Origin of the sequence: Brevundimonas sp. PWP3-1b1, from assembly GCF_049896065.1 — a bacterium.
GTDB lineage: Bacteria > Pseudomonadota > Alphaproteobacteria > Caulobacterales > Caulobacteraceae > Brevundimonas > Brevundimonas intermedia_B.
The window spans coordinates 293,774-315,874 of sequence record NZ_JAFCTO010000001.1 but is presented as its reverse complement, the minus strand read 5'-3'; the positions used below and the strand labels follow the sequence as shown (position 1 = coordinate 315,874).

The 22,101-nt window shown below is 66.5% G+C and carries 17 protein-coding genes and 1 tRNA gene; 10 read left to right on the top strand and 8 right to left on the bottom strand.

The genetic code is table 11. The features are described from left to right. Positions 1-80 precede the first annotated feature (80 nt). Complete coding sequence (gene recA / locus ACP69V_RS01545) at positions 81-1,163, top strand: recombinase RecA (protein WP_135194026.1); 1,083 nt, start codon at positions 81-83, stop codon at positions 1,161-1,163. A 409-nt stretch (positions 1,164-1,572) separates the two neighbouring features. Here the strand turns inward: recA and ACP69V_RS01540 are convergent, their stop codons facing one another. The 4 genes from ACP69V_RS01540 to ACP69V_RS01525 all read right to left on the bottom strand — a co-directional run bounded on the left by ACP69V_RS01540 (position 1,573) and on the right by ACP69V_RS01525 (position 6,744). After that, positions 1,573-3,765 carry a 3-hydroxyacyl-CoA dehydrogenase NAD-binding domain-containing protein gene (locus ACP69V_RS01540; protein ID WP_426024016.1) on the bottom strand — a complete coding sequence of 731 codons (2,193 nt, stop codon included), beginning with the start codon at positions 3,763-3,765 and terminating at the stop codon, positions 1,573-1,575. A gap of 16 nt (positions 3,766-3,781) precedes the next feature. Then, positions 3,782-4,987, bottom strand: a complete 1,206-nt coding sequence (locus ACP69V_RS01535; protein ID WP_426022381.1) for an acetyl-CoA C-acetyltransferase — start codon at positions 4,985-4,987, stop codon at positions 3,782-3,784. Between the two features lie 241 nt (positions 4,988-5,228). After that, complete coding sequence (locus ACP69V_RS01530; protein WP_426022380.1) at positions 5,229-5,450, bottom strand: hypothetical protein; 222 nt, start codon at positions 5,448-5,450, stop codon at positions 5,229-5,231. A gap of 58 nt (positions 5,451-5,508) precedes the next feature. Beyond that, a complete protein-coding gene (locus tag ACP69V_RS01525) occupies positions 5,509-6,744 on the bottom strand; it encodes a PQQ-dependent sugar dehydrogenase (RefSeq protein ID WP_426022379.1) in 1,236 nt (411 codons plus the stop codon). Positions 6,745-6,929: 185 nt separating this feature from the next. On the opposite strand from ACP69V_RS01525, the gene ACP69V_RS01520 reads away from it, so the two are divergent. Beyond that, positions 6,930-7,006 (top strand) — tRNA-Met (locus tag ACP69V_RS01520). A gap of 1,675 nt (positions 7,007-8,681) precedes the next feature. Here ACP69V_RS01520 and ACP69V_RS01515 read toward each other — a convergent pair. Further along, positions 8,682-8,837: a hypothetical protein gene (locus tag ACP69V_RS01515; protein ID WP_426018943.1), complete on the bottom strand. Its 156-nt coding sequence runs from the start codon at positions 8,835-8,837 to the stop codon at positions 8,682-8,684. Between the two features lie 407 nt (positions 8,838-9,244). Here ACP69V_RS01515 and ACP69V_RS01510 point away from each other — a divergent pair, with 407 nt between their 5' ends. Beyond that, positions 9,245-9,553 (top strand): hypothetical protein, encoded by a 309-nt coding sequence (locus ACP69V_RS01510; RefSeq protein WP_426022378.1) that lies wholly within the window; start codon positions 9,245-9,247, stop codon positions 9,551-9,553. 8 nt (positions 9,554-9,561) lie between these two features. Here ACP69V_RS01510 and ACP69V_RS01505 read toward each other — a convergent pair whose 3' ends face one another. After that, on the bottom strand, positions 9,562-10,236 hold the full coding sequence (locus ACP69V_RS01505) for a TlpA family protein disulfide reductase (protein ID WP_426022377.1): 675 nt from the start codon (positions 10,234-10,236) through the stop codon (positions 9,562-9,564). Here ACP69V_RS01505 and argH point away from each other — a divergent pair. From argH to ACP69V_RS01480, 5 genes are all read left to right on the top strand, one after another. After that, entirely contained in the window at positions 10,235-11,674 is a 1,440-nt protein-coding gene (argH, locus tag ACP69V_RS01500; protein WP_426022376.1) for an argininosuccinate lyase, read from the top strand. The two genes, ACP69V_RS01505 and argH, sit on opposite strands and share 2 nt — an antisense overlap. Next, a complete protein-coding gene (locus tag ACP69V_RS01495) occupies positions 11,671-11,901 on the top strand; it encodes a hypothetical protein (RefSeq protein ID WP_426022375.1) in 231 nt (76 codons plus the stop codon). The genes argH and ACP69V_RS01495 overlap by 4 nt, the downstream gene beginning before the upstream one ends. A gap of 2 nt (positions 11,902-11,903) precedes the next feature. Continuing rightward, positions 11,904-13,178 (top strand): diaminopimelate decarboxylase, encoded by a 1,275-nt coding sequence (lysA, locus tag ACP69V_RS01490; protein ID WP_426022374.1) that lies wholly within the window; start codon positions 11,904-11,906, stop codon positions 13,176-13,178. A 49-nt stretch (positions 13,179-13,227) separates the two neighbouring features. Beyond that, a complete protein-coding gene (locus ACP69V_RS01485; RefSeq protein WP_426022373.1) occupies positions 13,228-13,884 on the top strand; it encodes a hypothetical protein in 657 nt (218 codons plus the stop codon). 78 nt (positions 13,885-13,962) lie between these two features. Beyond that, the gene (locus ACP69V_RS01480; RefSeq protein ID WP_426022372.1) at positions 13,963-14,949 is read left to right on the top strand and encodes a cation diffusion facilitator family transporter; all 987 of its coding nucleotides are present in this window, start codon (positions 13,963-13,965) and stop codon (positions 14,947-14,949) included. A gap of 4 nt (positions 14,950-14,953) precedes the next feature. On the opposite strand, the gene ACP69V_RS01475 is transcribed toward ACP69V_RS01480, so the two are convergent. Further along, positions 14,954-15,811: a glutamate racemase gene (locus ACP69V_RS01475; protein WP_426022371.1), complete on the bottom strand. Its 858-nt coding sequence runs from the start codon at positions 15,809-15,811 to the stop codon at positions 14,954-14,956. Positions 15,812-15,941: 130 nt separating this feature from the next. On the opposite strand from ACP69V_RS01475, the gene ACP69V_RS01470 reads away from it, so the two are divergent. Together ACP69V_RS01470 and ACP69V_RS01465 are read left to right on the top strand one after the other, a co-directional pair. Continuing rightward, entirely contained in the window at positions 15,942-18,125 is a 2,184-nt protein-coding gene (locus ACP69V_RS01470; protein ID WP_426022370.1) for a M3 family metallopeptidase, read from the top strand. Positions 18,126-18,262: 137 nt separating this feature from the next. After that, the gene (locus ACP69V_RS01465) at positions 18,263-19,228 is read left to right on the top strand and encodes a magnesium and cobalt transport protein CorA (protein ID WP_135194013.1); all 966 of its coding nucleotides are present in this window, start codon (positions 18,263-18,265) and stop codon (positions 19,226-19,228) included. On the opposite strand, the gene ppc is transcribed toward ACP69V_RS01465, so the two are convergent. After that, complete coding sequence (ppc, locus tag ACP69V_RS01460; RefSeq protein ID WP_426022369.1) at positions 19,229-21,928, bottom strand: phosphoenolpyruvate carboxylase; 2,700 nt, start codon at positions 21,926-21,928, stop codon at positions 19,229-19,231. Between the last annotated feature and the right edge of the window lie 173 nt (positions 21,929-22,101).

Here is a 22,101-nt window from a genome sequence, read left to right as displayed (position 1 = left end):
GGCCTCACGAAACGGGGGCGGGTCCAGGCGGGTCTCTCCCAAGCTTAATGACGGGAATCATGGCAAGGGAGACGAAGGCAATGGCTTCACAGGCAGCACTCAAGTTGGTGGGCAAGGACGACGGCGACAAGCAACGCGCCCTGGAGGCGGCGATCGCGCAGATCGATCGCGCCTTCGGCAAGGGTTCGGTGATGAAACTGGGCAAGGGCGGGGTCGCCGACGTGATCCCCTCGGTGTCCACCGGATCGCTGGGTCTGGATATGGCGCTGGGCATCGGCGGCCTGCCGCGCGGGCGGGTGATCGAGGTGTTCGGGCCTGAATCTTCGGGCAAGACGACCCTGGCCCTGCATACGGTGGCCGAGGTTCAGAAGGCCGGCGGCGTCGCCGCCTTCGTGGACGCCGAACACGCGCTGGATCCGGGCTACGCCCAGAAGCTGGGCGTCAATCTGGACGACCTGCTGGTGTCGCAACCGGACACCGGCGAACAGGCGCTTGAGATCGTCGATACGCTGGTGCGCTCCGGCGCCGTGGACATCGTGGTCATCGACTCGGTCGCGGCCCTGACGCCGCGCGCCGAGATCGAGGGCGAGATGGGCGACAGCCTGCCGGGCCTTCAGGCGCGTCTGATGAGCCAGGCGCTGCGCAAGCTGACGGCCTCGATCTCCAAGTCGAACTGCATCGTCCTGTTCATCAACCAGATCCGTCACAAGATCGGCGTCATGTACGGCTCGCCCGAGACGACGACGGGCGGCAATGCGTTGAAGTTCTACGCCTCGGTGCGTCTGGACATCCGCCGCACCGGCGCGATCAAGAACCGCGACGAGGTGGTCGGCAACACCACCCGGGTCAAGGTGGTCAAGAACAAGGTCGCCCCGCCGTTCCGCGAGGTCATCTTCGACATCATGTACGGCGAGGGCATCTCCAAACTGGGCGAGATCATCGACCTGGGCGTCAAGGCCGGGGTGATCGAGAAGTCGGGCAGCTGGTTCAGCTATGACTCTACCCGGATCGGCCAGGGCCGTGAGAATGTGCGCGAATTCCTGAAACAGAACCCCGACATCGCCGTCTCGATCGAGAAGGCGGTGCGGGCCTCGACCAACAAGATCGCCGACGAACTGCTGGGCACGCCCGAGCCGGACGAAGGCCAGGATCTGGAAGGCTGACACCAAGACAAGAGGCTGGGCGGCCGGAGCGAACCTGAAGGGTTCGCTCCGGCTGCGGCCCGGTCTTTTCACCCCTACTCCGTCGCCCCTAGCGACCCGCCACCGACCCCGCGAAGGGCGGCGGAGCGACCCGCCCGACCTCGTGTCGGGCGGGTCTTTTTTGGTGGCCTATCGCGCGTTCGCGCGACTTGAGGCCGGATACTCGCATCCGCTCATCCCGGCGGAAGCCGGGACCCAGTTCTGTCGCTCGGCAGTGCTTTGGTATTGAGTGATTGGGCCAGGGGACGAGCCGGATAACCCAAAGCATTGGGTCCCGGCTTTCACCGGGACGAGAGGAAAGAGGGCTGACAAACGAAAACGGGCGACCCGAAGGCCGCCCGTTTCCTAGTCTGAAGCAGTCCGCAGCCGATCAGGCGGCGGCCTTCTCCGGGGCGAACTTGCCGTAGAAGGTCTCGTTCTTGGCGGCCATGTCGCGGAGCAACTGCGGGACCTTGAACCGGTCGCCATAGGTCGCCGCAAGGCGGTCCGCCGTCTCGACGAACTGGGCCAGGCCGATGCCGTCGATCATGCTGATCGGGCCGCCGGTCCAGGGCGCGAAGCCCCAGCCCAGGATGGCGCCCAGGTCGGCCTCGCGTGGGTCGTCGATGACGCCCTCTTCCCAGCAGCGGGCGACCTCGACGGCCTGGCGATAGAGCAGGCGGGTCTTCAACTCGTCGATCTGGGCGAAGGCGGTCGCCTCTTCGGGCTTGTCGATGCCCTTGGTGGTCGGCGCCAGGTCGCTCAGCCCTTTCCAGATGGTCTTGGGCTTCTGGTCATAGTCGTAGAAGCCCTTGCCGTTCTTGCGGCCGAAACGCCCGCCTTCCACCATGGTGGCGACGATCTGCTCGCCCTCGTTGGCGACGTACTTGTCGCCGAGGTCGGCCTTGGTCTGTTTGGCGATCTTGTAGGACAGGTCCAGGGCGACGTCGTCGTGCATCTCCAGCGGGCCGCGCGGCATGCCGGTCATGCGACCGACATTGTCGATCAGGGCCGGGCCGTAACCCTCCTCCAGCATCGCCATGCCCTCCATCAGGAAGGTGGAGAAGCAGCGCGAGGTGTAGAAACCGCGGCTGTCGTTGACGACGATCGGCGTCTTCTTGATCTTCAGCACATAGTCCAGCGCCTTGGCGATGGCGGCCTGACCCGTCTTTTCGCCCAAGATGATCTCGACCAGCATCATCTTGTCGACGGGCGAGAAGAAGTGGATGCCTATGAAGTCCTCAGGCCGGACCGAGGCCTCGGCCAGGCCTGTGATGGGCAGGGTCGACGTGTTGGAGCCGAAGACGGCGCCGTCGGCCAGTTGCGCCTCGGCGCGCCTGGTGACGTCGGCCTTGATCTCGCGGCTTTCGAACACGGCCTCGACGACCAGGTCCGACCCCTTGATGTGGTCATAGTCGGTTGTCGCCGTGACCAGGGCCAGGGTGGCGTCATACTTGTCCTGCGTCATCTGACCGCGTGACAGACGCTTCTTCAGCAGTTCCTCGACATGGGCCTTGCCCTTGTCGGCGGCTTCCTGGGTCTGGTCGATCAGGATGGTCTCGATGCCGGCCATGACCTGAACATAGGCGATGCCCGCACCCATCATGCCTGCGCCGATGACGGTGACCTTCTTCGCGTCCGACTTTGGAATGCCCGCCGGACGCACGGCGCCCTTGTCCAGCTCCTGCTTGGACAGGAACAGGCTGCGGATCATGGCCTGGGCCTGCGGCGTCATCAGGGTCTTGATGAAATAGCGGGTCTCGATCCGCAGGGCCGCGTCCATCGGCACCTGGGCGCCTTCGTAGACGGCCTTCATCAGGTTCACCACGGCCGGATAGTTGCCGTAGGACTGTTTGCGCAGCATGGCGTTGCCGACCATGAAGTTCTGGATGCCGGCTGGGTGATAGGGGCCGCCGCCGGGCAGTTTGAACGACTTGTCGTCCCACGGCTGGACAGCTTTCCCGCCGTTCTTGATCCAGGTCTTGGCGGCCTCGACCGACTGGCCCTTTTCGACCACCTCATGGACGATGCCGGCGCCCTTGGCGTCGTTCGGACGGAAGGACTTGCCTTCGCTCATGGCCATCATGGCGTTCTGCACGCCGACCAGGCGGGTCAGGCGCTGGGTGCCGCCGCCGCCGGGGAAGAGGCCGACCTTGATCTCGGGCAGGCCCAGCTGGATCTTGTTGTCGTTCTCGACCACGCGATAATGGCAGGCCAGGGTGAACTCCAGCCCGCCGCCCAGGGCCAGGCCGTTGATCGCCGCCGCCACCGGCTTGCCGCAGGTCTCCAGCGCGCGGAAGGCGCCGTTCAGCTTCCAGCCGGCGTCGAACGCCTTTTGCAGGTCGCCGCCGCCCGACAGGACGCCGCCGGCCATGTCGCCCAGGTCCGCGCCGGCGCAGAAGCCCGAGGCCTTGCCCGAGGTGATGACGGCGCCCTTGATGGCCTCGTCGGTCTTGATGCGTTCGACCAGCTCGGGGATTTCCTTCATCACCGAGGAGGTCAGGGTGTTCATCGAACGGCCCGGCACGTCGAAGGCGATGACGGCGATGCCGTCGGCGTCGATGTCGATCTTGAAGTTTTCCATAGTCATTCGCTCCGGATCAGACGCGTTCGATGACGGTGGCGGTGCCCATGCCGCCGCCGATGCACAGGGTGATCAGGGCCGTCGACTTGTTCGAGCGTTCCAACTCGTCCAGGGCGATGCCGGTGATCATGGCGCCGGTGGCGCCCAGGGGGTGGCCCATCGAGATGCCGCCGCCGTTCACATTCATCTTGGCGTGGTCGATGTTCAGGGCCTGCATGTAGCGCAGGACGACGGCGGCGAACGCCTCGTTCAGCTCCCACACGTCGATGTCGTCGGGCGTCATGCCCAGCTTGCCCAGCAGTTTGCGGGTCACATATTCCGGGCCTGTCAGCATGATCGACGGCTCCGAGCCGATCGAGGCGCCGCCCAGGATCTTGGCGCGCGGCTTCAGGCCCAGGGCCTGGCCGGCCTCCAGCGAGCCGATCAGCACGCCGGCCGAACCATCGACGATGCCGGACGAGTTGCCGGGGGTGTGGACGTGGTTGACGCGCTCGACCTCGGGGTAGCGCTGGTTGATCACGCTGTCGAAGGCCATCTCGCCCATCATGGCGAAGGAAGGGTTCAGGCCGCCCAGGGCCTGCATGTCCGTGTTCGGACGAATGGTCTCGTCATGATCAAGGATGGTCAGACCCAGCTGATCCTTGACGCCGATGACCGACTTCTTGAACCGGCCCTCGGCCCAGGCCTGGGCGGCGCGCTTGTGGCTCTCGACCGAATAGGCGTCCACGTCGTCGCGGCTGAAGCCGTATTTGGTGGCGATCATGTCGGCCGACACGCCTTGCGGCACGAAATAGGTGGGGAAGGCCGAAGACGGATCGGTGGGCCAGGCGCCCATGTCCGAGCCCATGGGCACGCGGCTCATGGCCTCGACGCCGCCGCCGACGGCGAAATCGGCCTCGCCGGACTTCACCTTGGCCGTGGCCATGTTCACGGCTTCCAGGCCCGAGGCGCAGAAGCGGTTGACCTGAACCCCGGCGGTATATTGCGACCAGCCGGCCGAAAGAACCGCCGTGCGGGCGATATCGGCGCCCAGTTCGCCCACGGGGGTGACGCAGCCCAGGATGACGTCGTCGACCTTGGAGGTATCCAGGTCGTTGCGGTCGCGCAGGGCCTCCAGCACCTGCGTGGCCAGGCTCAGGCCGGTGATCTCGTGCAGCGAGCCGTCCTTCTTGCCCTTGCCGCGCGGGGTGCGGACGGCGTCGTAGATATAGGCGTCAGCCATGGGGCGTGTGTCTCCATCTGTGGCCCCCCTGCTCACCGCCCCCTTTTGAAAGGAATGGGCGGTTCGCGACATGAGGGCAGGGCGGTTCCAAGCGTGGACGCCAAGAACGCTACGTTTACGTCAACGTCAAGTAATAAGCCGCGTGATGCCGCGCTATGGGGCCGGTGTCTTTCGATTCAGCAGGGGTTTCGACGCCGCGGGCGAGCGGGCCGGCGCAATGGCCAGGCCCGCTCGCGTTCCGTCAGCGCGGCGGAATTCGGGTCGCGCCGCCGGTGATCTTGCAGGCGTATTCCGTCTGGGGCCGTCCGGTCTGCAGGCCGGTCGGCGTCAGGATGCCCTGGCTACGGGTGCATTCCGCCTCCAACGCGTCCATGTCCTTCTGGTAGCTGTTGACGCCGCCCGTCGTGCCGCAGGCCCCCAGCAAGGGCAGGCTGATCACAGCGGAGAGAATGAGGATACGCATGGCTCGGTGCTCCCTGGAGCGACGATGCGCTCCTTCCTTGCCCCCCGGCGTTTGAAGGTTACTGCGTCGCCGCCAGCCTGACCAGCTTGCCGTCGTCCTCGTCGGTGATGGCCCAGACCGCACCGTCGGCGCCGACCGCCACGTCGCGGACGCGTTCGCCCAGGTCGGTCAACAAACGCTCTTCGCCGACCACGCGGTCGTTCTGGATCACCAGACGGGCGATGTGCTTTTCCTTCAGGCCTGCGACCAGCAGGTTTCCGTCCCAGCCGGGGAACATAGCCCCCTGATAGAAGATCGCGCCGCCCGGTGCGATGACCGGATCCCAGTAATAGACCGGCTGTTCGGTGCCCGGCGCCTGGGTCACGCCGCTGTTGATCTGGCCGCCGGCGTATTCGACGCCGTAAGCCGCATCGGGCCAGCCGTAGTTCAGGCCCGGCTTGTCCAGGTTGACCTCGTCGCCGCCGCGTGTGCCGTGTTCGATGGTCCAGATCGCGCCCGTGCCGGGCTGGACGGCGATCCCCTGGGCGTTGCGGTGACCCAGGCTCCAGATCTCGGGCAGGGCGCCGGCGCGGCCGACGAAGGGATTGTCCTGGGGCACGGAGCCGTCGGCGTTGATGCGGATCGTCTTGCCCATGTGCGAGCCCAGGTCCTGGGCCTGGGGCCGCATCGGCCGATCCGAGCGTTCGCCCAGGGTGATAAACAGCTTGCCGTCCGGCGCAAACGCCAGTGCCGAGCCGAAATGTTTGTCGCCGTCATATATGGACAGGGCGCGGAAGATGACCTGGACGTTCTCCACTCGCGCGCCGTCGTCCGACAGACGCGCACGAGCGACCGAGGTGGCGTTGCCGCCGTCACGCGGTTCGGAATAGCTCCAGTAGATCATCCGGTCCTGGGCGAAGCCGGGGCCAACGATGACGTCCAGCAGGCCGCCCTGGCCGCGGGCGTCGACGGCGGGCAGGCCGGCGACCGGCTCGCTGATCTGGCCCTGGGCGCTGATGATGCGCAGGCGGCCGGGCTTCTCCGTCACCAGCCAGCCGCCGTCGGATAGTGCCGCCAGTCCCCAGGGATGAACGAGGCCGGAGGCCACGACCGTGTGGCTCATCGCCTGTTCGGTCTTGACGCCCGGCGCGCGCGTCTGGCCGGCGAAGGCTGGTTGCTGGTCAGGATTGTTGGCCGGGCGGGTTTCCAGCGGCGCGCCGGCCTGGGGCGGAGCGTTCGCGCTTTCGCCGTTCGCGCCGCAGGCGGCGGCGAGGACAAGCAGGGACGTCGAGGCGGCGGCGACGATCAGGCGCATGGCAGAGGCTCCGATGGGAAACAGGCGTTGGTTCTGGAACGGCGACGCCAGCGTTACCGTTCCGGCCCTGCGGCGTCTTGCGCCCTATCGCCGCACGATCTGCACCGAGACGACTTGAACCGCGCGCCCGACGGCGATATAGGCACGCCTCTTTCGCGCTGGCCCTCGGCCTCGCGCAGGCCCGGGACTGGGTAGCTCAGATGGTTAGAGCGGTGGATTCATAACCCACAGGTCGGCGGTTCGATCCCGCCTCCAGTCACCATTTTTGCCTTAATTGTTAATGACTTATTACCGTAAAGGTTTGGGGTGTCGCAAACGTAGACCCTGCGGCTTTGCTAAATCCAACCCAACGTCCGCTTTCGGCAGCAAAACCTAAGACCGAAATCGACCCATTGCGGACATTGGTCAGCGTGAGAGAATGAGGCGTGTGGCGGCTCAAGGGGGGCACCAATGACCAGATCAATGATGCGAAAACTTCTCCGAGCGCTCGCCTCGTTTTTGCTGATTTCCGCGGTCTACGGGCTAATGTCCTACGTCGCCTTTCTGTATTTTATCGGGTGGGCGATGGGCGATGGTCCTGCCTTTAGGCCGTATTCAAGCGAGTTGTCCTATCTCCTGCTTTTGGCTTTGGCAGGCGGTTATTTGGTTTGCCAGTTTTTCGGGCTGAAGGCTGCGGTCCGTAGGGAATGATTGCCTTCCGCCGCTAGCCGCAGTTTGCAACTCCGGTTTTCAGGCTCGCCGGCACCGCCCGCTTTCGGCGGCGACGCTTAAGGCTGAAATCGACCCATTGCGGAACTTCCGTCTTGGCATTCTATGGACGCGCTTCGCGCCATCCACGGCGCAGACCGGCCTTGAGAGTAAAGCAATGCCCCAAGCTAGGTGTCTGAGTTCCAAGGATGCGACAGTTAGCGGCGAGCGCGATGCTTGGCGACACTGGCGCCTCGGGGATGTGAGCCGAGTCACCAGCGCGATTCTCGTTCTGCTTGTGTCTTCGGGATGCGAGGCCCAGACGTCAGCGCGGTCGGACTCAAGCACCTCGTTACTCACGGGCCGCGAAATCCATCAACTGCAGAATTCCACGGCCATGGAACCCGCTGGGACAGTTCAGGTCGGGGATCGTCGGTACTCGATTCCGCGTGCGCCCTATGTCGAATTAGCGGAGTTCGGCCACGGAACACCCGCTGCGTATACGAGCGCGGCGGTTATGCTGAGAACCGTGACAATGGTCGTGCAGCAGCCTGGAGATTTGTACCCGCCGCGGAACCGGGTGCTTGCCTCGGTCGAGTTCAATCGTCCGCGTGGGCCGGCCGCGCTTCCGGCTCCAGCTCCAGCTTCGGTCCCTGTTCCGGACGGATGGGTTCGCTCGGAACGTGGCCTGCCCGAACTTCCCGACGTCGATCTATGGTTGGATACGCAGCAATGCGTCGACGACCTGCCACCGCCGCCGTCGCCTGACAAATCCAGCTTACAGATTCAAGCGATGTGGACTGTCGATGACGTGCCTCTGCTGTTGAGCTGTGACACCCGACTGGCGTCGAACCCCAGTGGCCAGTTAACCCTGGGTTGTAACGGGGGGTCTGAGCCAACGCACTTGGGGGTGGTCATTGGGTTTCATGGCTTGGTGTCGTTGGAGCGCGGCTGCCGAGCAGCGCTCGAAGAGCTTGCGCCTTCCTTTGCATACCTGCCGTTGATCGTGGCGGACTGGCTGGAGAAATAGGCTGACGCCCCCTGGACGGAAGCCCCCAAGAAGTGTCCGCAAACGACCCTTAGCGGAACTTGAGAACATCCGCTGATAGGTAATGCGTCCCCGGCCACGCGAACGCATGCGGCCCTTGCGCCGTGATCAAGCCTGATTCAACAGGCGATGCGCACCGCAGGAGATGTGGGTCTGTGCATGATCCCGCCTCCAGTCACCACTTTCCTAGAGGTCGGCGGGGCTAGAGTGGTCCAGGGCCGATGCCGACGATCCCGCGATCATATTGAACATTGTTGCGGCTCTGGATGTCCTCCAACTCCTTGCGCTTGGCCTGGACCAGCGCAGCATATTGTTCCGGCGTATAGCAAATGGTTTGCTCCAGTCTGCGGCCCGTCAAGGCGCGCCGTTCGCAGACGCGACGTGCGCGGGCCGGCGCCGGCTGCTCCGCCGCACCGGCCTGGGGTGAAGGCGGTGTCGTGACGGGTGGAGTTTGAGCGGACGCTTGAAACGCTAGCGCGGCGGCGAAAATAATAGGCGTTGAGAACATGGCTTTTCTCCCTGATCCTCCAAGCTCTCACGTCTTCGCTCGCCTGGCAAATCCCACGGACTATCGGCAGGGACTCACGGTTGCGGCGCGTTGTCGGTACGACGGGCTCGCCGTTTGAAATGCGACATCGCGACGCCAGCGCGCGCTCCTCCCGCGCGGTTGTGACGGAGTTCCGCTCGGGGCAGGCCGCCAACTGCAACCTGTGCCGTTGTGCTGCGTTTGTCGGTCGAGACCTCAACCTTGACCGGAGATTCGCCATGACGATCCGAACCAAAGCCCTGATGGCGGCCGTCGCCGCCCTGACCCTGGGCGCCGCTGCCTGCACCGAGGCCGAACAGGAAAATACCGAAGCCCATGCCGAGGCCGCCGCCGACAAGACGGCGGATGTGGCGTCGCGTGCCGGTGAGGTGATCGAGGGCGGCGCGATGAAGGCCGCGCAGGCGGTTGAAAGCGGGGCCGGCAAGGTCGCGGACAAGCTGGAAGGCGAACAGGCCGAGGCGGCGGGCGAAGGCAAGCCCGGCGCGATCAATCCCGCTACCGACGAACGTGTTCCGGTCGATAACTAAAGCACGGATCAGGCGGGAGGCGTCACCCCGGACTGGGGGCCTTCCGCCAGCACCGCGTCGATCAGGGCTCGGGCCTGGGGGCTGGACCAGTCCGCTTCGCCCGCCATGGCGGCGCGGATACGGCCCTGGCGATCCAGGATGATCGTCTGCGGCATGGCGCCCTTGCCGGGAAACTCGAACGGCAGCTGGAAACGGATGTCGCTGTAGAAGGGCAAGGGCGCGTGGTCGTCCAGGAAGCGTCTGGCCTCGGCCGCCGCCTCGGACGTGGCGTCCACATTGATCGGCAGGACCACCAGATCCTCATTCGCCTCATAGGCTTTCGCCAGGGCCTGAAGTGTCGGCATCTCCGCCTTGCACGGCGCGCACCACATCGCCCACAGGTTCACGACCACCACCTTGCCCTGGAAGGCCGAAAAGCGGACGGCGGTGCCGGTGCGGTCGCGGAAGGCGTATTCAGGCGCCGTCTTGGCATCTGCCGGGGTCGAAAGCGCCGCCAGGGGACCGATGGCGAACCGCGCCAGGTCGCTTTTCGGCGTCGCGGCGGCGATTGCGGCCTGTTCGACTTGCGCCTTCTGGCGATGATTGGCGTATAGCGACATCGCCATGCCGCCGGCGCCGGCGATGGTGCTGACGACGACGACCGCGCCGACGACCGCCCAGATCGCCTTTCTAGAGCCGCTCATGACTGAATCCACCTCTTCCGACGCCAAGCCATCTGGCGGTTCGACTGCGCCGGTGAAGCCCGCGGGTCAAGACATGTGGGGCGGACGCTTTTCGTCGCGCCCCGCCGAGATCATGCAGGCGATCAACGTCTCCATCGGCGTGGATCAGCGGCTGTGGCGCCAGGATCTGGCGGGGTCGCGCGCCCATTGCCGCATGCTGGCCAAACAGAACATCATCCAGCAGGCCGACGCCGAAGCCATTCTGGGCGGGCTGGACGCCATCGAAGCCGAGATCGAGGCCGGGACCTTCCCCTTCCGCGACCAGTTCGAGGACATCCACATGAATGTGGAGGCGCGCCTGAACGAGCTTATCGGCGAGCCGTCCGGCCGCCTGCACACAGCGCGCAGCCGAAATGACCAGGTCGCCGTCGATTTCCGCCTGTGGGTCCGCGACGCCTGCGATCGTTCTGTCGTTCAGTTGAAAGCGTTGCAGGCCGCGCTGCTGGCGCGCGCCGAACAACATGCGGGCGACCTGATGCCCGGCTTCACCCATCTGCAGACGGCCCAGCCCGTGACCCTGGGTCACCATCTGATGGCCTATGTCGAGATGTTCGGCCGTGATGCGGGGCGCTTCAACGATGCGCGTGCGCGGATGAACGAAAGCCCGCTGGGCGCCGCGGCCCTGGCCGGGTCGCCCTTCCCCATCGACCGACAGATGACGGCGGCGGCGCTGGGCTTCGACCGGCCGATGGCGAACAGCCTGGATGCGGTGTCGGACCGCGATTTCGCGCTGGAGAGCCTGGCCGCCGCCTCGATCACGGCGGGGCACCTGTCGCGTTTGGCCGAGGAGATCGTCATCTGGATGACGCCGATGTTCGGCTTCGCCTCCCTGCCCGACGACCTGACCACCGGCTCGTCCATCATGCCGCAGAAGCGCAATCCCGACGCCGCCGAACTGGTGCGGGCCAAGACGGGCCGGATCATGGGCTCGCTGGTCGCCCTGTCCACGGTGATGAAGGGCCTTCCGCTGGCCTATTCCAAGGACATGCAGGAGGACAAGCCGCCGGTGTTCGAGGCCTTCGACGCCCTGGATCTTGCGCTGGTCGCAATGACGGCCATGGTCTCGGCGCTGCAGCCGAACACCGAGCGTATGGCCCAGGCGGCCGGCGCGGGCTTCTCGACTGCGACGGACCTGGCCGACTGGCTGGTGCGCGAGCTGAACCTGCCGTTCCGCAAGGCGCACCATGTGACGGGGGCGGCGGTGAAGCGGGCAGAGGGCCTGGGCGTGGACCTGTCGCAACTGCCGCTGGAAGAAATGCAGAAACTGGAGCCGGGCGTCACCGAAGCGGTTTACAAGGTGCTGACCGCCCAGGCTTCCTGCGAAAGCCGTCAAAGCTATGGGGGAACCGCGCCGGAACAGGTCCGTGCGCGTATCGCCGACTGGAGAGCCCGCCTGTGAAAAGAACCCTCATCGTCGTGGGCGCGCTCGCCCTTATGACCTCCGCCTGCGGTCGCATGGCCGATCTGGAATCGCCGGTGCGCGAGACCGAGCGCGCGCCGCGTGACAGCCGCGCGCCGCATCTGCCCGAGCCGGCGACCATGAACCGCCCGTCCAGCAGCGTGCCGATCGACGGCGGGCCGTCGAACCCCATCGGCGCCGGCGCCGCCCAGAACGACCCGCGCTAGCCTTGCACCACTTCGACCTGAAGGACGGTGCCCTGTATGCCGAGGGTGTGCCGCTGGAGCTGATCGCGGACGAGGTCGGCACGCCGGCCTATGTCTATTCGACCGCGACGCTGAAGCGGCACTACGGCCTGCTGCGCGCCGCCGCCGATGCGCATCGTGACGCCCTGGGCGAGGCGCTGATCGCCTTTGCGGTCAAGGCCAACTCCAACCTGTCGGTGCTGGCGACCCTGGCCAAGTTGGGCTCGGGCGCCGACACCGTCTCCGAGGGCGAAATACGCCGGGCCCTGGCGGCGGGCGTTCCGTCCGACCGGATCATCTTTTCCGGCGTGGGCAAGACCGACGTGGAAATGGCCTTCGCCATCAGCGTCGGCGTGCGCCAGATCAATATCGAATCCGGCGCGGAGCTGGATCGGCTGATCGCCATCGCGGCCATGACGGACACCTCTCCGGCCATCGCCGTGCGCGTCAATCCCAACGTCGGCGCCGGCGGTCACGCCAAGATCACCACGGGCGGCAAGGGCGACAAGTTCGGGGTGCCGGTCGAGGAGGCGATGGGGCTGTACGCGCGCGCCTCGGCCTCGCCCCACGTCACGCCGGTGGGGCTGGCCTGTCACATCGGCAGCCAGATCACCGACCTGGCCCCGCTGGAGGCCGCCTTCAAGGTTCTGGCCGAGATGACGCGGGAGCTGCGGGCTCAGGGTCATGCCGTGACGCGGCTGGACCTGGGCGGCGGGCTGGGCGTGCCCTATTCCGGCGGGACAGAACCGCCGTCGCCGGCCGACTATGTCGCCATGGCCGCGCGGGTTCTGAACGGGCTGGACGTCGAGGCGGCGTTCGAGCCAGGGCGGCTGTTGGCCGCCAACGCCGGCGTGCTGCTCAGCCAGGTGATCCAGGTCAACGAACGTTCGGACGGGCGGCGTTTCCTGGTGCTGGACGCGGCGATGAACGACCTGATGCGGCCGGCGCTGTACGACGCCTTCCACGACATCCAGCCGGTCAATCCGCGTGTGGGCGAGCGCCTGCCGCACGATGTGGTCGGGCCGGTGTGCGAGACGGGCGACACCTTCGCGCGCGATCGCGACCTGCCTCCGCTGGAGGCCGAGGACCTGGTCGTCTTCACCGGGGCGGGGGCTTACGGCGCGGTGATGGCCAGCGAATACAACAGCCGGCCCCTGGTCCCCGAGGTTCTGGTGGACGGTGATCAGTGGGCCGTGATCCGGCCGCGCCCGACCTATGAGGAGATGCTGGACCGCGAGCCGTTCGCTGACTGGCTTTAGGCGAGAATCCCTCTCGACCGTTATAAAGTAACACGCTATAGGGCCGGTCATGTCCCCCGGTCCCGAACAGTCCGTCATGCTTTCCCTGCTGGGGGGCGGCTTCGTCGCGGCCTTCCTGCATGCGGCCCTGCCGACCCACTGGCTGCCCTTCACCTTGGTCGGGCGGGCGCAAGGCTGGCGACCGTCGCGGATCCTGATGGCGGTGACGGCGGCGGGCCTGGCCCATATCGCCACGACGGCGGTGGTCGGCGGCCTGATCGTGGCGGCGGGCCTGGCGCTGGATCAATGGATCGAGGGGGTGTTGCCGCATCTGGCGGCGGTGCTGCTGTTCCTGTTCGGCGCCTTCTACCTGGCCCGCGCGACCTTGCGCCGGCCGGCTGTGGCGGGCGGCCCCGCCGTGGAGACCTCAGAGCCGGCGGTGTCGGACAAGGCGGCCTTCCTGGGCCTGATCGCGATGATGGCGGTGTCGCCGGGCGAGGTGTTGTTGCCCATCTATCTTTCCTCGGCCTCGGCGGGCATCGGCGCTCTTGCGATGCTGACGGTGGTGTTTGCGGTCGGCACCATCGCCGGCATGGCGACGTTCACGGCCCTGGCCAGCGCCGGCGCCTCGATCCTGCGGCTGGAGCGGTGGGCGAGATACGAAGGGGCGGTGCTGGGCGTGGCCCTGATCGCACTGGGCCTCGTCGTCGCCATGCATCAGCACTGAGGCGACATTACATGATAACATTCAATGCGTTATCATGTATCAGCTTGGCTGTTGCGCCAAACGGCGTATAGGCGAGCCATGAACGCCGCGCACGACCACGCCGATCACGACCATGACCACGATCACTCGGATCACGGGCACGGCCATTCACACAGCCATCATGGGCACAGCCACGGTCATGGCGGACACAGCCACGGCCCGGTGGATACCGGCGACTGGCGCTACGCTGTCGGCCTGGTGGTCAATCTGCTGTTCGTGGCGTGCGAGTTCGGCGCGGGGCTGATCGCGGATTCCACGGCGCTGCTGGCCGATGCGGGACATAATCTGTCGGACGTGCTGGGCCTGGCCATGGCGGGCGGTGCGGCCTGGCTGGCGCGGCGCGGGGCGCATGGGGCGGCGGGCGGTCGGCGGACCTATGGGTTCGGCAAGGCGACGGTTCTGGCGGCCTTGGGCAATGCGCTGCTTCTGATCTTCGCCTGCGGGGCCATCGCCTTCGAGGCGGTGCGCCGCTTCAACGAGCCGGCGCCGGTCGGGTCGGGCGTCATCATGGCGGTGGCGGGCATCGGCTTCGTCATCAACCTGGGCACCGCGCTTCTGTTCATGAAGTCGCAGCACGACCTGAATGCGCGCGGCGCCTATCTGCACATGATGGCCGACGCCGGGGTGTCGCTGGGCGTCGTGGCGGCAGGGGGCTTGATCATGCTGACCGGCTGGTCCGTGGTCGATCCCCTGGTCAGCCTGGCGATCATGGTCGTGATCCTGTGGTCGACCTGGGGCCTGCTGAAGGATTCGGTCAATCTGGCCATGGACGGCGCCCCGACGGGCGTGGACGTGCCGGCGTTGGAAAAGGCGCTGGTCGCCCTGCCGGGCGTGCGGGCGGTGCATGATCTGCACGTCTGGGGCCTGTCCACGACCGAGACGGCTCTGACGGCGCATCTGGTTCACGACCGTCTCGATACGGCGGCCTTGATTTGCGAGGCCCAGGCCGTGGCGAAACGTTACGCCATCGGCCACACGACGCTGCAGCTGGAGAACGAGCCGCTGCCGGATTGTCCGGGCTGCTGACCCTCTAGGCCTGGGCGAACGTCAGGGGCGCGCCCCAGAACTGGGACACCATCTCCGACTGGGGGCCGGCCTGGCCGGTGGTCAGGAAATCTCGGCGGCCTCTGTCGCCCAGGTCGTATTCGGGGTGCGCCTTGAAATAACGCTCCAGCGCATCGGCGACGGCCTTGGGCTGTTCGATCAGCGCGGTTCCCGCCGGCAGGGCCTGGGCGAACAGTTCGGCGACGATCTCGTAATGGGTGCAGCCCAGTATGGCCTTGTCGGGATGGCGGCCGATGCGACGGCGCAGGGCGTCGACGTGGTCGTCGATCACCACCTTCAGCTCTTCGCGCGGGGCGCCCAGCTCGATCAGGCCCGCCAGGCCGGGGCAGGGCTCGGAAAAGACGGCGATATCCTCGCGCCGCTTGTCGATCTCGATCTCATAGACGCGACTTATGGCCGTGGCGGCGGTGCAGAAGACGCCGGTGATGGCGATGGAGGCGACCTTCTCGCCCTCCTGCGGGCGCTCGGCCTCGAAGCTCCAGGGCTTGCCGGTCGCGGCCTCGATGGTGGGGACGATGATGCCCAGAATGTTGACCGGACGCCCCAGCCGTTCGCGCAGACCCGGCAGCCAGGTCTGTTGCAGGCGGCGAAGGGCGATGGCGCTGGCGGTGTTGCAGGCCAGGACGACCACGGAGGCGCCGGCGTCGAACAGCCGCTCGCACCCCGTCTTTGTCAGTTCGACGATGTCCTCGCCGCTGCGCCCGCCATAGGGGGCGTGGGCCTGATCGGCCAGATAGATGAAGTCCCGCGCGGGAAACCGCCGTGTCAGTTCGCGGTGAACGGTCAGACCGCCCACGCCGGAGTCGAAAACGCCAATAGCCATGGGCGCGCTTTAGAGCAGTGCGACGACGTATCCAACCGGATTGCCGAGAAGATTACCGTCCTGTCAGGTGACGGGGCCGTCCGGTGCGCCTAAGTGTGTGGGCAATCATGATCTTCTTTCGGAGCATTCCATGCATAGACGCCAGCTTCTCATCGCGGGCGGCAGCCTGATGGCCCTGTCGGCCTGCGCCTCGACGGGGGCCGCCTCGGGCGGGTCCGCAGCCGCCCCGTCGGCCGCCAGCCTGGTCGAGGAAGCGCGCATCGCCCGCGCCGTCCTGCCGTCCCAGACGCCGCGTGCGGAGCTGCTTCAGCCATGGACCGGCTCCTATGACGGCGTGCCGCCGTTCGACAAGGTGACGCCGGCCAAGCTGCGCGAAGCCATGCTGGAAGGCATCGAACTGCAGCGCGCAGACATCGCCGCCATCGCCAACAACCCCGAGGCCCCGACCTTCGCCAACACCATGACGGCGCTGGAACTGGCCGCCGAGCCGCTGGATCGGGCGTCCAACATCTATGGCGTCATGACGTCGAACATCGGCGGCGAGGCCTTCGACGCTCTCGATACCGAACTGTCGCCGATCCTGTCGGCCGCCTCGGACGAGATCACCTTCAACGAGAAGCTGTTCCTGCGGGTCAAGACCGTCGCCGACACGGCCGACGCGGCGGGCCTGAGCGCCCAGCAGAAGCGTCTGGCCGAGCGTCGTCGCGACGCCTTCATCCGTTCGGGCGCCAATCTGGACGCGGCCGGCAAGGCCGAGCTGGGCCGGATCAACACCGCCCTGTCCAACGCCTTCACCCGGTTTGGCCAGAAGGTCGTCGCCGACGAGAACGCCTGGACCCTGATCCCGAACGAAGCCGGTCTGGCGGGCCTGCCCGATTCCAACAAGGCCGCCGCTGCGGGCGCCGCACGCAGCCGCAACCTGCAAGGCTGGGCCATCCTGAACACCCGTTCGTCGGTGGATCCCTTCCTGACCTTCGCCGACGACCGGGCGCTGCGCGAGCAGGTCTGGAAGAAGTTCGTCAACCGCGGCGACAACGGCGACGCCAACGACACGAACGCGACCATCGCCGAGATCGTCAAGCTGCGCGACCAGCGCGCCAAGCTGCTGGGCTATCGCAACCATGCCGAACTGCGCATGCAGGACACCATGGCCAAGACGCCTGCGGCGGCTCAGGCCCTGATGGATCGCGTCTGGGCGCCGGCCAAGGCGCGCGTCGCCGAAGAGGTCGCCGACATGAAGGCGATCGCCGGTTTCGATATCGAGCCGTGGGACTACCTCTACTTCGCCGAGAAGGTCCGTAAGGCCAAGTACGACCTGGATCAGAACCAGCTGAAGCCCTATTTCGAACTGAACGCGGTGCGCGCCGGCTCCTTCGCCATGGCCGAGCGCCTGTACGGCTTCAAGTTCACCAAGCTTCCCAAGGGTTCGGTCCCGACCTTCGAGCCGGACGTCGAGGTCTATGAGCTGCACGACAAGGCCACCGGCAAGCTGATCGGCCTGTACTACACCGACGACTACGCCCGTCCGGGCAAGCGTTCGGGCGCCTGGATGACCACCTATCGGTCGTTCTCGACGCTGGACGGGTCGAAGGTGATCCTGGGTTCGAACAACAACAACTTCACCAAGCCGGAGCCGGGCGAGCCCGTCCTGATCTCGCTGGACGACGCCGAGACCCTGTTCCACGAGTTCGGCCACACCCTGCATTACTATTCGTCGAACGTGACCTATCCTTCGTTCGGCAATACGCCGCGCGACTTCGTGGAATATCCTTCGCAGGTGCACGAGCACTGGGTGCTGAGCCGCCCGATCCTGGACGGCTATCTGAAACACTATCAGACGGGCGCGGCCATGCCGCAGGAGCTGGTGAACAAGATCGAGGCCGCCGCCACCTTCAACCAGGGCTATGCGACGGTCAGCTATCTGTCCTCGGCCATCGTGGACATGGACCTGCACACGCAAGCCACGCCCCCGACCGATATCGATGCGTTCGAAAAGGCCAGCCTGGCGCGGATCGGCATGCCCAAGGAGATCGTGATGCGGCACCGCCTGCCGCAGTTCAATCACCTGTTCACGTCGGACGGATACTCGGCGGGCTACTACAGCTATCTGTGGTCCGAGACGATGGACGCCGACACCTGGGCCTATTTCGAAGAGTCGGGCGACGTTTTCAATCCGGACATCGCCGGCCGCTTCAAGTCGATCATGCTGGCGCCGGGCAACACCACGGATCGCGCGGAAGCCTATCGCGCCTTCCGTGGTCGCGACCCGGACGTGGCGGCCCTGCTGAAGGTCCGGGGTTTCCCGGTCTCTTGATCCTGGGGCCTACCGCCCTTTGGGCTACTTGAGGCCAGTTGAACGTGCGAACGGCCGGCGGTGCGATCCGCCGGCCGTTTCGTTTGTGCGAAAGCTGGCCTAGAGCAGGTCGAGACCCGCGTAGATCAGGAACCTGCATGACCGTCGTCGCCTCCTACGTCTATCGCGACGGCCAGCGCGTGCGCGAGGCGCCGTTGACGCCCGAGGGGCTGGCGCTCGAACCGGGAGAGTTCGTCTGGGTGGGCCTGTATGATCCGACGGACGCCGAGATCGATGTCCTGGTCGAACGGTTCAAGCTTCACCCGCTGGCGGTCGAGGACGCCCTGGCCGCGCACCAGATGCCCAAGGTCGAGGTTTATGGCCGCGAACTGTTCGTGGTCGCCCGCACGGCGCTGAAGATCGACGATCGCATCGCCTATGGCGAGACCCACGTCTTCGTCGGCGACGACCACGTGGTCAGCATCCGCCACGGATCGGCGCGGGCGCACAATCTGTTGCGGGCGCAGCTGGAGGCGTCGCCGCTACAACTCAAGAAGGGGCCGGATTTTGTCCTGCACGGCATTCTGGACTTCATCGTCGACGCCTATGCTCCCATCGTCGACGACGCCGAGGACAGCGTGCTGGAGATGGAGCAGCGCACGCTGGACGCCTTCCTGTCGCGGGTCGAGATCCGGCGCCTGTTCACCCTGCGCCGCGAACTGCTGAAGTTCCGGCGCATCCTGGGGCCGATGGAGGAGGTGCTGGGGCGCCTGCAGTCGCTGGACATGCCCTGTATCGATCCCGACGTGCGGCCCTATTTCAGAGACGTGAGCGACCATGTGCGACGGGTGAACAGCCGGCTGGGTGGGCTGAACGACATCCTGTCGTCGGTGTTCGAGGTCGCCAACCTGCTGGAGCAGCAACGCCAGGGCCTGATCACACGCAAGCTGGCCGCCTGGGCCGCCATCCTGGCCGTGCCGACCGCCATCGCCGGCATCTACGGCATGAACTTCGAGCACATGCCCGAGCTGCGGTGGGAATATGGATACTATGCGGTCCTGGGCGTCATCGCCGCCATCTGCGCGGGCCTGTACGTGACGTTCAAGCGGACGAAGTGGCTGTAGTCACCCGCTATTCCTCAATCCCGCCGCCACGCCGTTGATGGCCAGAAGGATGCCTTCGCGGACGCGGGGGTCGTCGTCGCCGGCGCGGCGGCGGCGGATCAGCTCGATCTGGACGTGGTTCAGCGGCTCGACATAGGGCATGCGCAGGCGGATCAGCCGGTCCAGCTCCGGCTGGCCGCCCAGCAGTTGGTCGTGGCCGGTGATGGCCAGGATGGCGTCATGGGTGCGCTGCCACTCCTCCCTGATCTCGCCGTAGATCCGCGACGCCAGAGAGGCGTCGGGGACCAGGGTGGCGTAGCGGCGGGCGATGGTCATGTCGGACTTGGCCATGACCATCTCCATGTTCTGGACCAGGGTCTTGAAGAAGGGCCAGGCCTCGGCCATCGCCTTCAGCTGGCCCATGTCCTGGTCTTGCACGGCCGAGCCGAAGCCGAACCAGCCCGGCAGCATGACCCGGCTCTGCGACCAGCTGAACACCCAGGGAATGGCGCGCAAATCTTCGATCCGGGTCGAGGCTGTGCGCGACGACGGGCGCGAGCCGATCTTCAAATCGGCGATCTCGGCGATGGGGGTGGCGGCGCGGTAATAGTCGACGAAGCCGTCGGTCTCATAGACCAGCTTGCGATAGGCGGCCATTGACCGGGCCGACAGGTCCGACAGGGTGGCGCCGTGTTCGGCGGTGAAGGCGTGATCCGTTCCCTTGCCCAGCGAGGCCAGCATGGCGCCGCAGGTCAAGGCGTCCAGATTGCGCAGGGCGATCTCGGGCTCGCCGTATTTGTTGGCGATGACCTCGCCCTGTTCGGTGGTGCGTATCCGGCCCTGGACCGTGCCTTCCGGCTGGGCCAGCACGCCGGCGAATGACGAGCCGCCGCCGCGCCCGACCGTGCCGCCGCGCCCGTGGAACAGTTGCAGCTTCAGGCCGTGCGTCTGCGTCACCTCGACCAGGGCGCGCGAGGCTTCGTGCAGTTCCCAGCCCGAGGTCAGATAGGAGCCGTCCTTGTTGGAGTCCGAATAGCCGATCATCACCTCCTGCACCCCCCGCGCCTTGGCGACGGCGAGGGCGGACGGTTCCTGAAGCAGACGCTCCAGCGTCGGGCGGGCGGCGCGCAGATCCTCGATGGTCTCGAACAGGGGCGCGGCCTGGATCGGGCAGGCGGCGGGGTCTTCCGGCCGATAGAGACCGACCTCCTTGAGCAGCAGATAGACCTCCAGCAGGTCCGAGGCCGCGTCGGTCTTGGACACGATATGGGTGCGGATGGCCTGGGGCCCGAAGGCGGCGAGCGCGGTCGCCGCCGCCTGAAGGATGGCGCGTTCCTTCAGCGTCACGGCCTCGTAGTCGGCATAGGGGCTGAACAGCAGGCGCGACGAGGCCAATTCCTCGGCCAGGACTTTCAGTCGCCCTTCCTCGTCCAGCGCCAGATAGTCGGACTGGACGCCGGCGACCTTGAGCAGGTCGGCGACGACGCGTTCGTGGACGTCGGCGTTCTGGCGCATGTCCAGGGTCGCCATGTGGAAGCCGAACACCTCGACCGCCGTGATCAGGTCGCTGAGCCGGTCGTCGGCGAACACGCCGCCGTGGTGCGAGACCAGGCTGTCGTGCAGGGTCTTCAGATCGGCCTCAAAGGCGTCGGGACCGGGATAGGGCTGGGCCTCGACGGCGGGACGACGTGGGGCGGGCGCTTCGCCCAGCTTCTGATGCGTGGCCGCGAGCCGGGCATAGACGCCGGTCAGGGCGCGGCGATAGGGCTCATCGGCGCGGTGGGGCGAGGGGTCGTGGGCGGCGTCGGCCAAGGCCTGAAGTTCAGGTGAGACCTGGGCCAGTTCGGCGGCGAGGCTGAGCTCGGCGCCCAAGGCGTGGACCTCGTCCAGATAGAAGGTCAATACGGCCCGCGCCTGGGTGCGGAAGGCGGCCGTCATGACCGTGGCGTCCACGTTCGGATTGCCGTCGCGGTCGCCCCCGACCCAGGTGCCGACCCGCATGAAGGGCTTGAGGTCAGGCGCGTCCAGAAGGCGCCGCCAGGCCGCCAGCTGCTTGGGCGCGACGTGCAGGAAGATGCGTTCCAGGAAGGAGACGACGGTGTCGATCTCGTCCTGCACCACCAGCCCCTGGGTACGCACCAGACGCGTGGCCCACAGGATGACGATCTGGCGGCGCAGCGGCTCGGATACGGCGTCGAGCGTGCAGGCGTCGCCGGCCTTGTCGCAGGCGTCGAGCAGGTCGGTGATGGCGGCGATCCGGTCGATGACGCTCTTGCGCCGGACCTCGGACGGGTGGGCGGTCAGGACGGGCGAGATCAGGGACTGATCCAGCAGGGCACGCACGGCCTCGCGATCCACGCCCTGATCGGCCAAACGCTTCAGCGCGCCTTCGGGCGTATCGGGGCGAGCGCCGGCCTCGGCCTGGCTCTGGGCCCGCCTGCGGGTCGAGCGGTCCTCGGCGATATTGGCCAGCAGCGAGAACAGGGCGAAACCGTGCGCCAGGCCAGCCGCCTGATCCACCGACATGGCGGTCAATAGCTTCTCCAACCGCTTGGCCGGATGCGAGGCCGGGTCGCGGTGATAGGCGATGGAGGCCTGACGCACCGCCTCGACGTGGTCGAACAGGGCCTGTCCGCCCTCGTCGCGGATGATGTCGCCCAGAAGACCGCCCAGCAGTCGGACTTCGTCGCGCAAGGCGTCGTCGGCGGCGGGGCTCATCATGTAGAATATCCTTGGTCGGCACGGGGAGATCGGCATCTGGAAGTGCGAATGCGCCCGCGTCAACGCACGATCCGTGACAGCCGCCCGCAGAGATACCCGCAGCGTTCATGGTGAACCCGCCGTTAGGGTTTCTTAACCGGCGCGGGGCGATGATGTCGGCGTAGGATTCCAGA

What these genes read in the sequence shown, in the direction of transcription:
- ACP69V_RS01475 (WP_426022371.1), bottom strand. Translation starts at nt 15,811, where the DNA reads ATGGCTATTGGCGTTTTCGACTCCGGCGTGGGCGGTCTGACCGTTCAC.
- ACP69V_RS01525 (WP_426022379.1), bottom strand. Translation starts at nt 6,744, where the DNA reads ATGCGCCTGATCGTCGCCGCCGCCTCGACGTCCCTGCTTGTCCTCGCC.
- ACP69V_RS01465 (WP_135194013.1), top strand. Translation starts at nt 18,263, where the DNA reads ATGACCGTCGTCGCCTCCTACGTCTATCGCGACGGCCAGCGCGTGCGC.
- ACP69V_RS01485 (WP_426022373.1), top strand. Translation starts at nt 13,228, where the DNA reads ATGTCCCCCGGTCCCGAACAGTCCGTCATGCTTTCCCTGCTGGGGGGC.
- ACP69V_RS01535 (WP_426022381.1), bottom strand. Translation starts at nt 4,987, where the DNA reads ATGGCTGACGCCTATATCTACGACGCCGTCCGCACCCCGCGCGGCAAG.
- ACP69V_RS01510 (WP_426022378.1), top strand. Translation starts at nt 9,245, where the DNA reads ATGACGATCCGAACCAAAGCCCTGATGGCGGCCGTCGCCGCCCTGACC.
- ACP69V_RS01480 (WP_426022372.1), top strand. Translation starts at nt 13,963, where the DNA reads ATGAACGCCGCGCACGACCACGCCGATCACGACCATGACCACGATCAC.
- ACP69V_RS01540 (WP_426024016.1), bottom strand. Translation starts at nt 3,765, where the DNA reads ATGGAAAACTTCAAGATCGACATCGACGCCGACGGCATCGCCGTCATC.
- argH (WP_426022376.1), top strand. Translation starts at nt 10,235, where the DNA reads ATGACTGAATCCACCTCTTCCGACGCCAAGCCATCTGGCGGTTCGACT.
- ACP69V_RS01470 (WP_426022370.1), top strand. Translation starts at nt 15,942, where the DNA reads ATGCATAGACGCCAGCTTCTCATCGCGGGCGGCAGCCTGATGGCCCTG.
- ppc (WP_426022369.1), bottom strand. Translation starts at nt 21,928, where the DNA reads ATGATGAGCCCCGCCGCCGACGACGCCTTGCGCGACGAAGTCCGACTG.
- ACP69V_RS01505 (WP_426022377.1), bottom strand. Translation starts at nt 10,236, where the DNA reads ATGAGCGGCTCTAGAAAGGCGATCTGGGCGGTCGTCGGCGCGGTCGTC.
- ACP69V_RS01530 (WP_426022380.1), bottom strand. Translation starts at nt 5,450, where the DNA reads ATGCGTATCCTCATTCTCTCCGCTGTGATCAGCCTGCCCTTGCTGGGG.
- recA (WP_135194026.1), top strand. Translation starts at nt 81, where the DNA reads ATGGCTTCACAGGCAGCACTCAAGTTGGTGGGCAAGGACGACGGCGAC.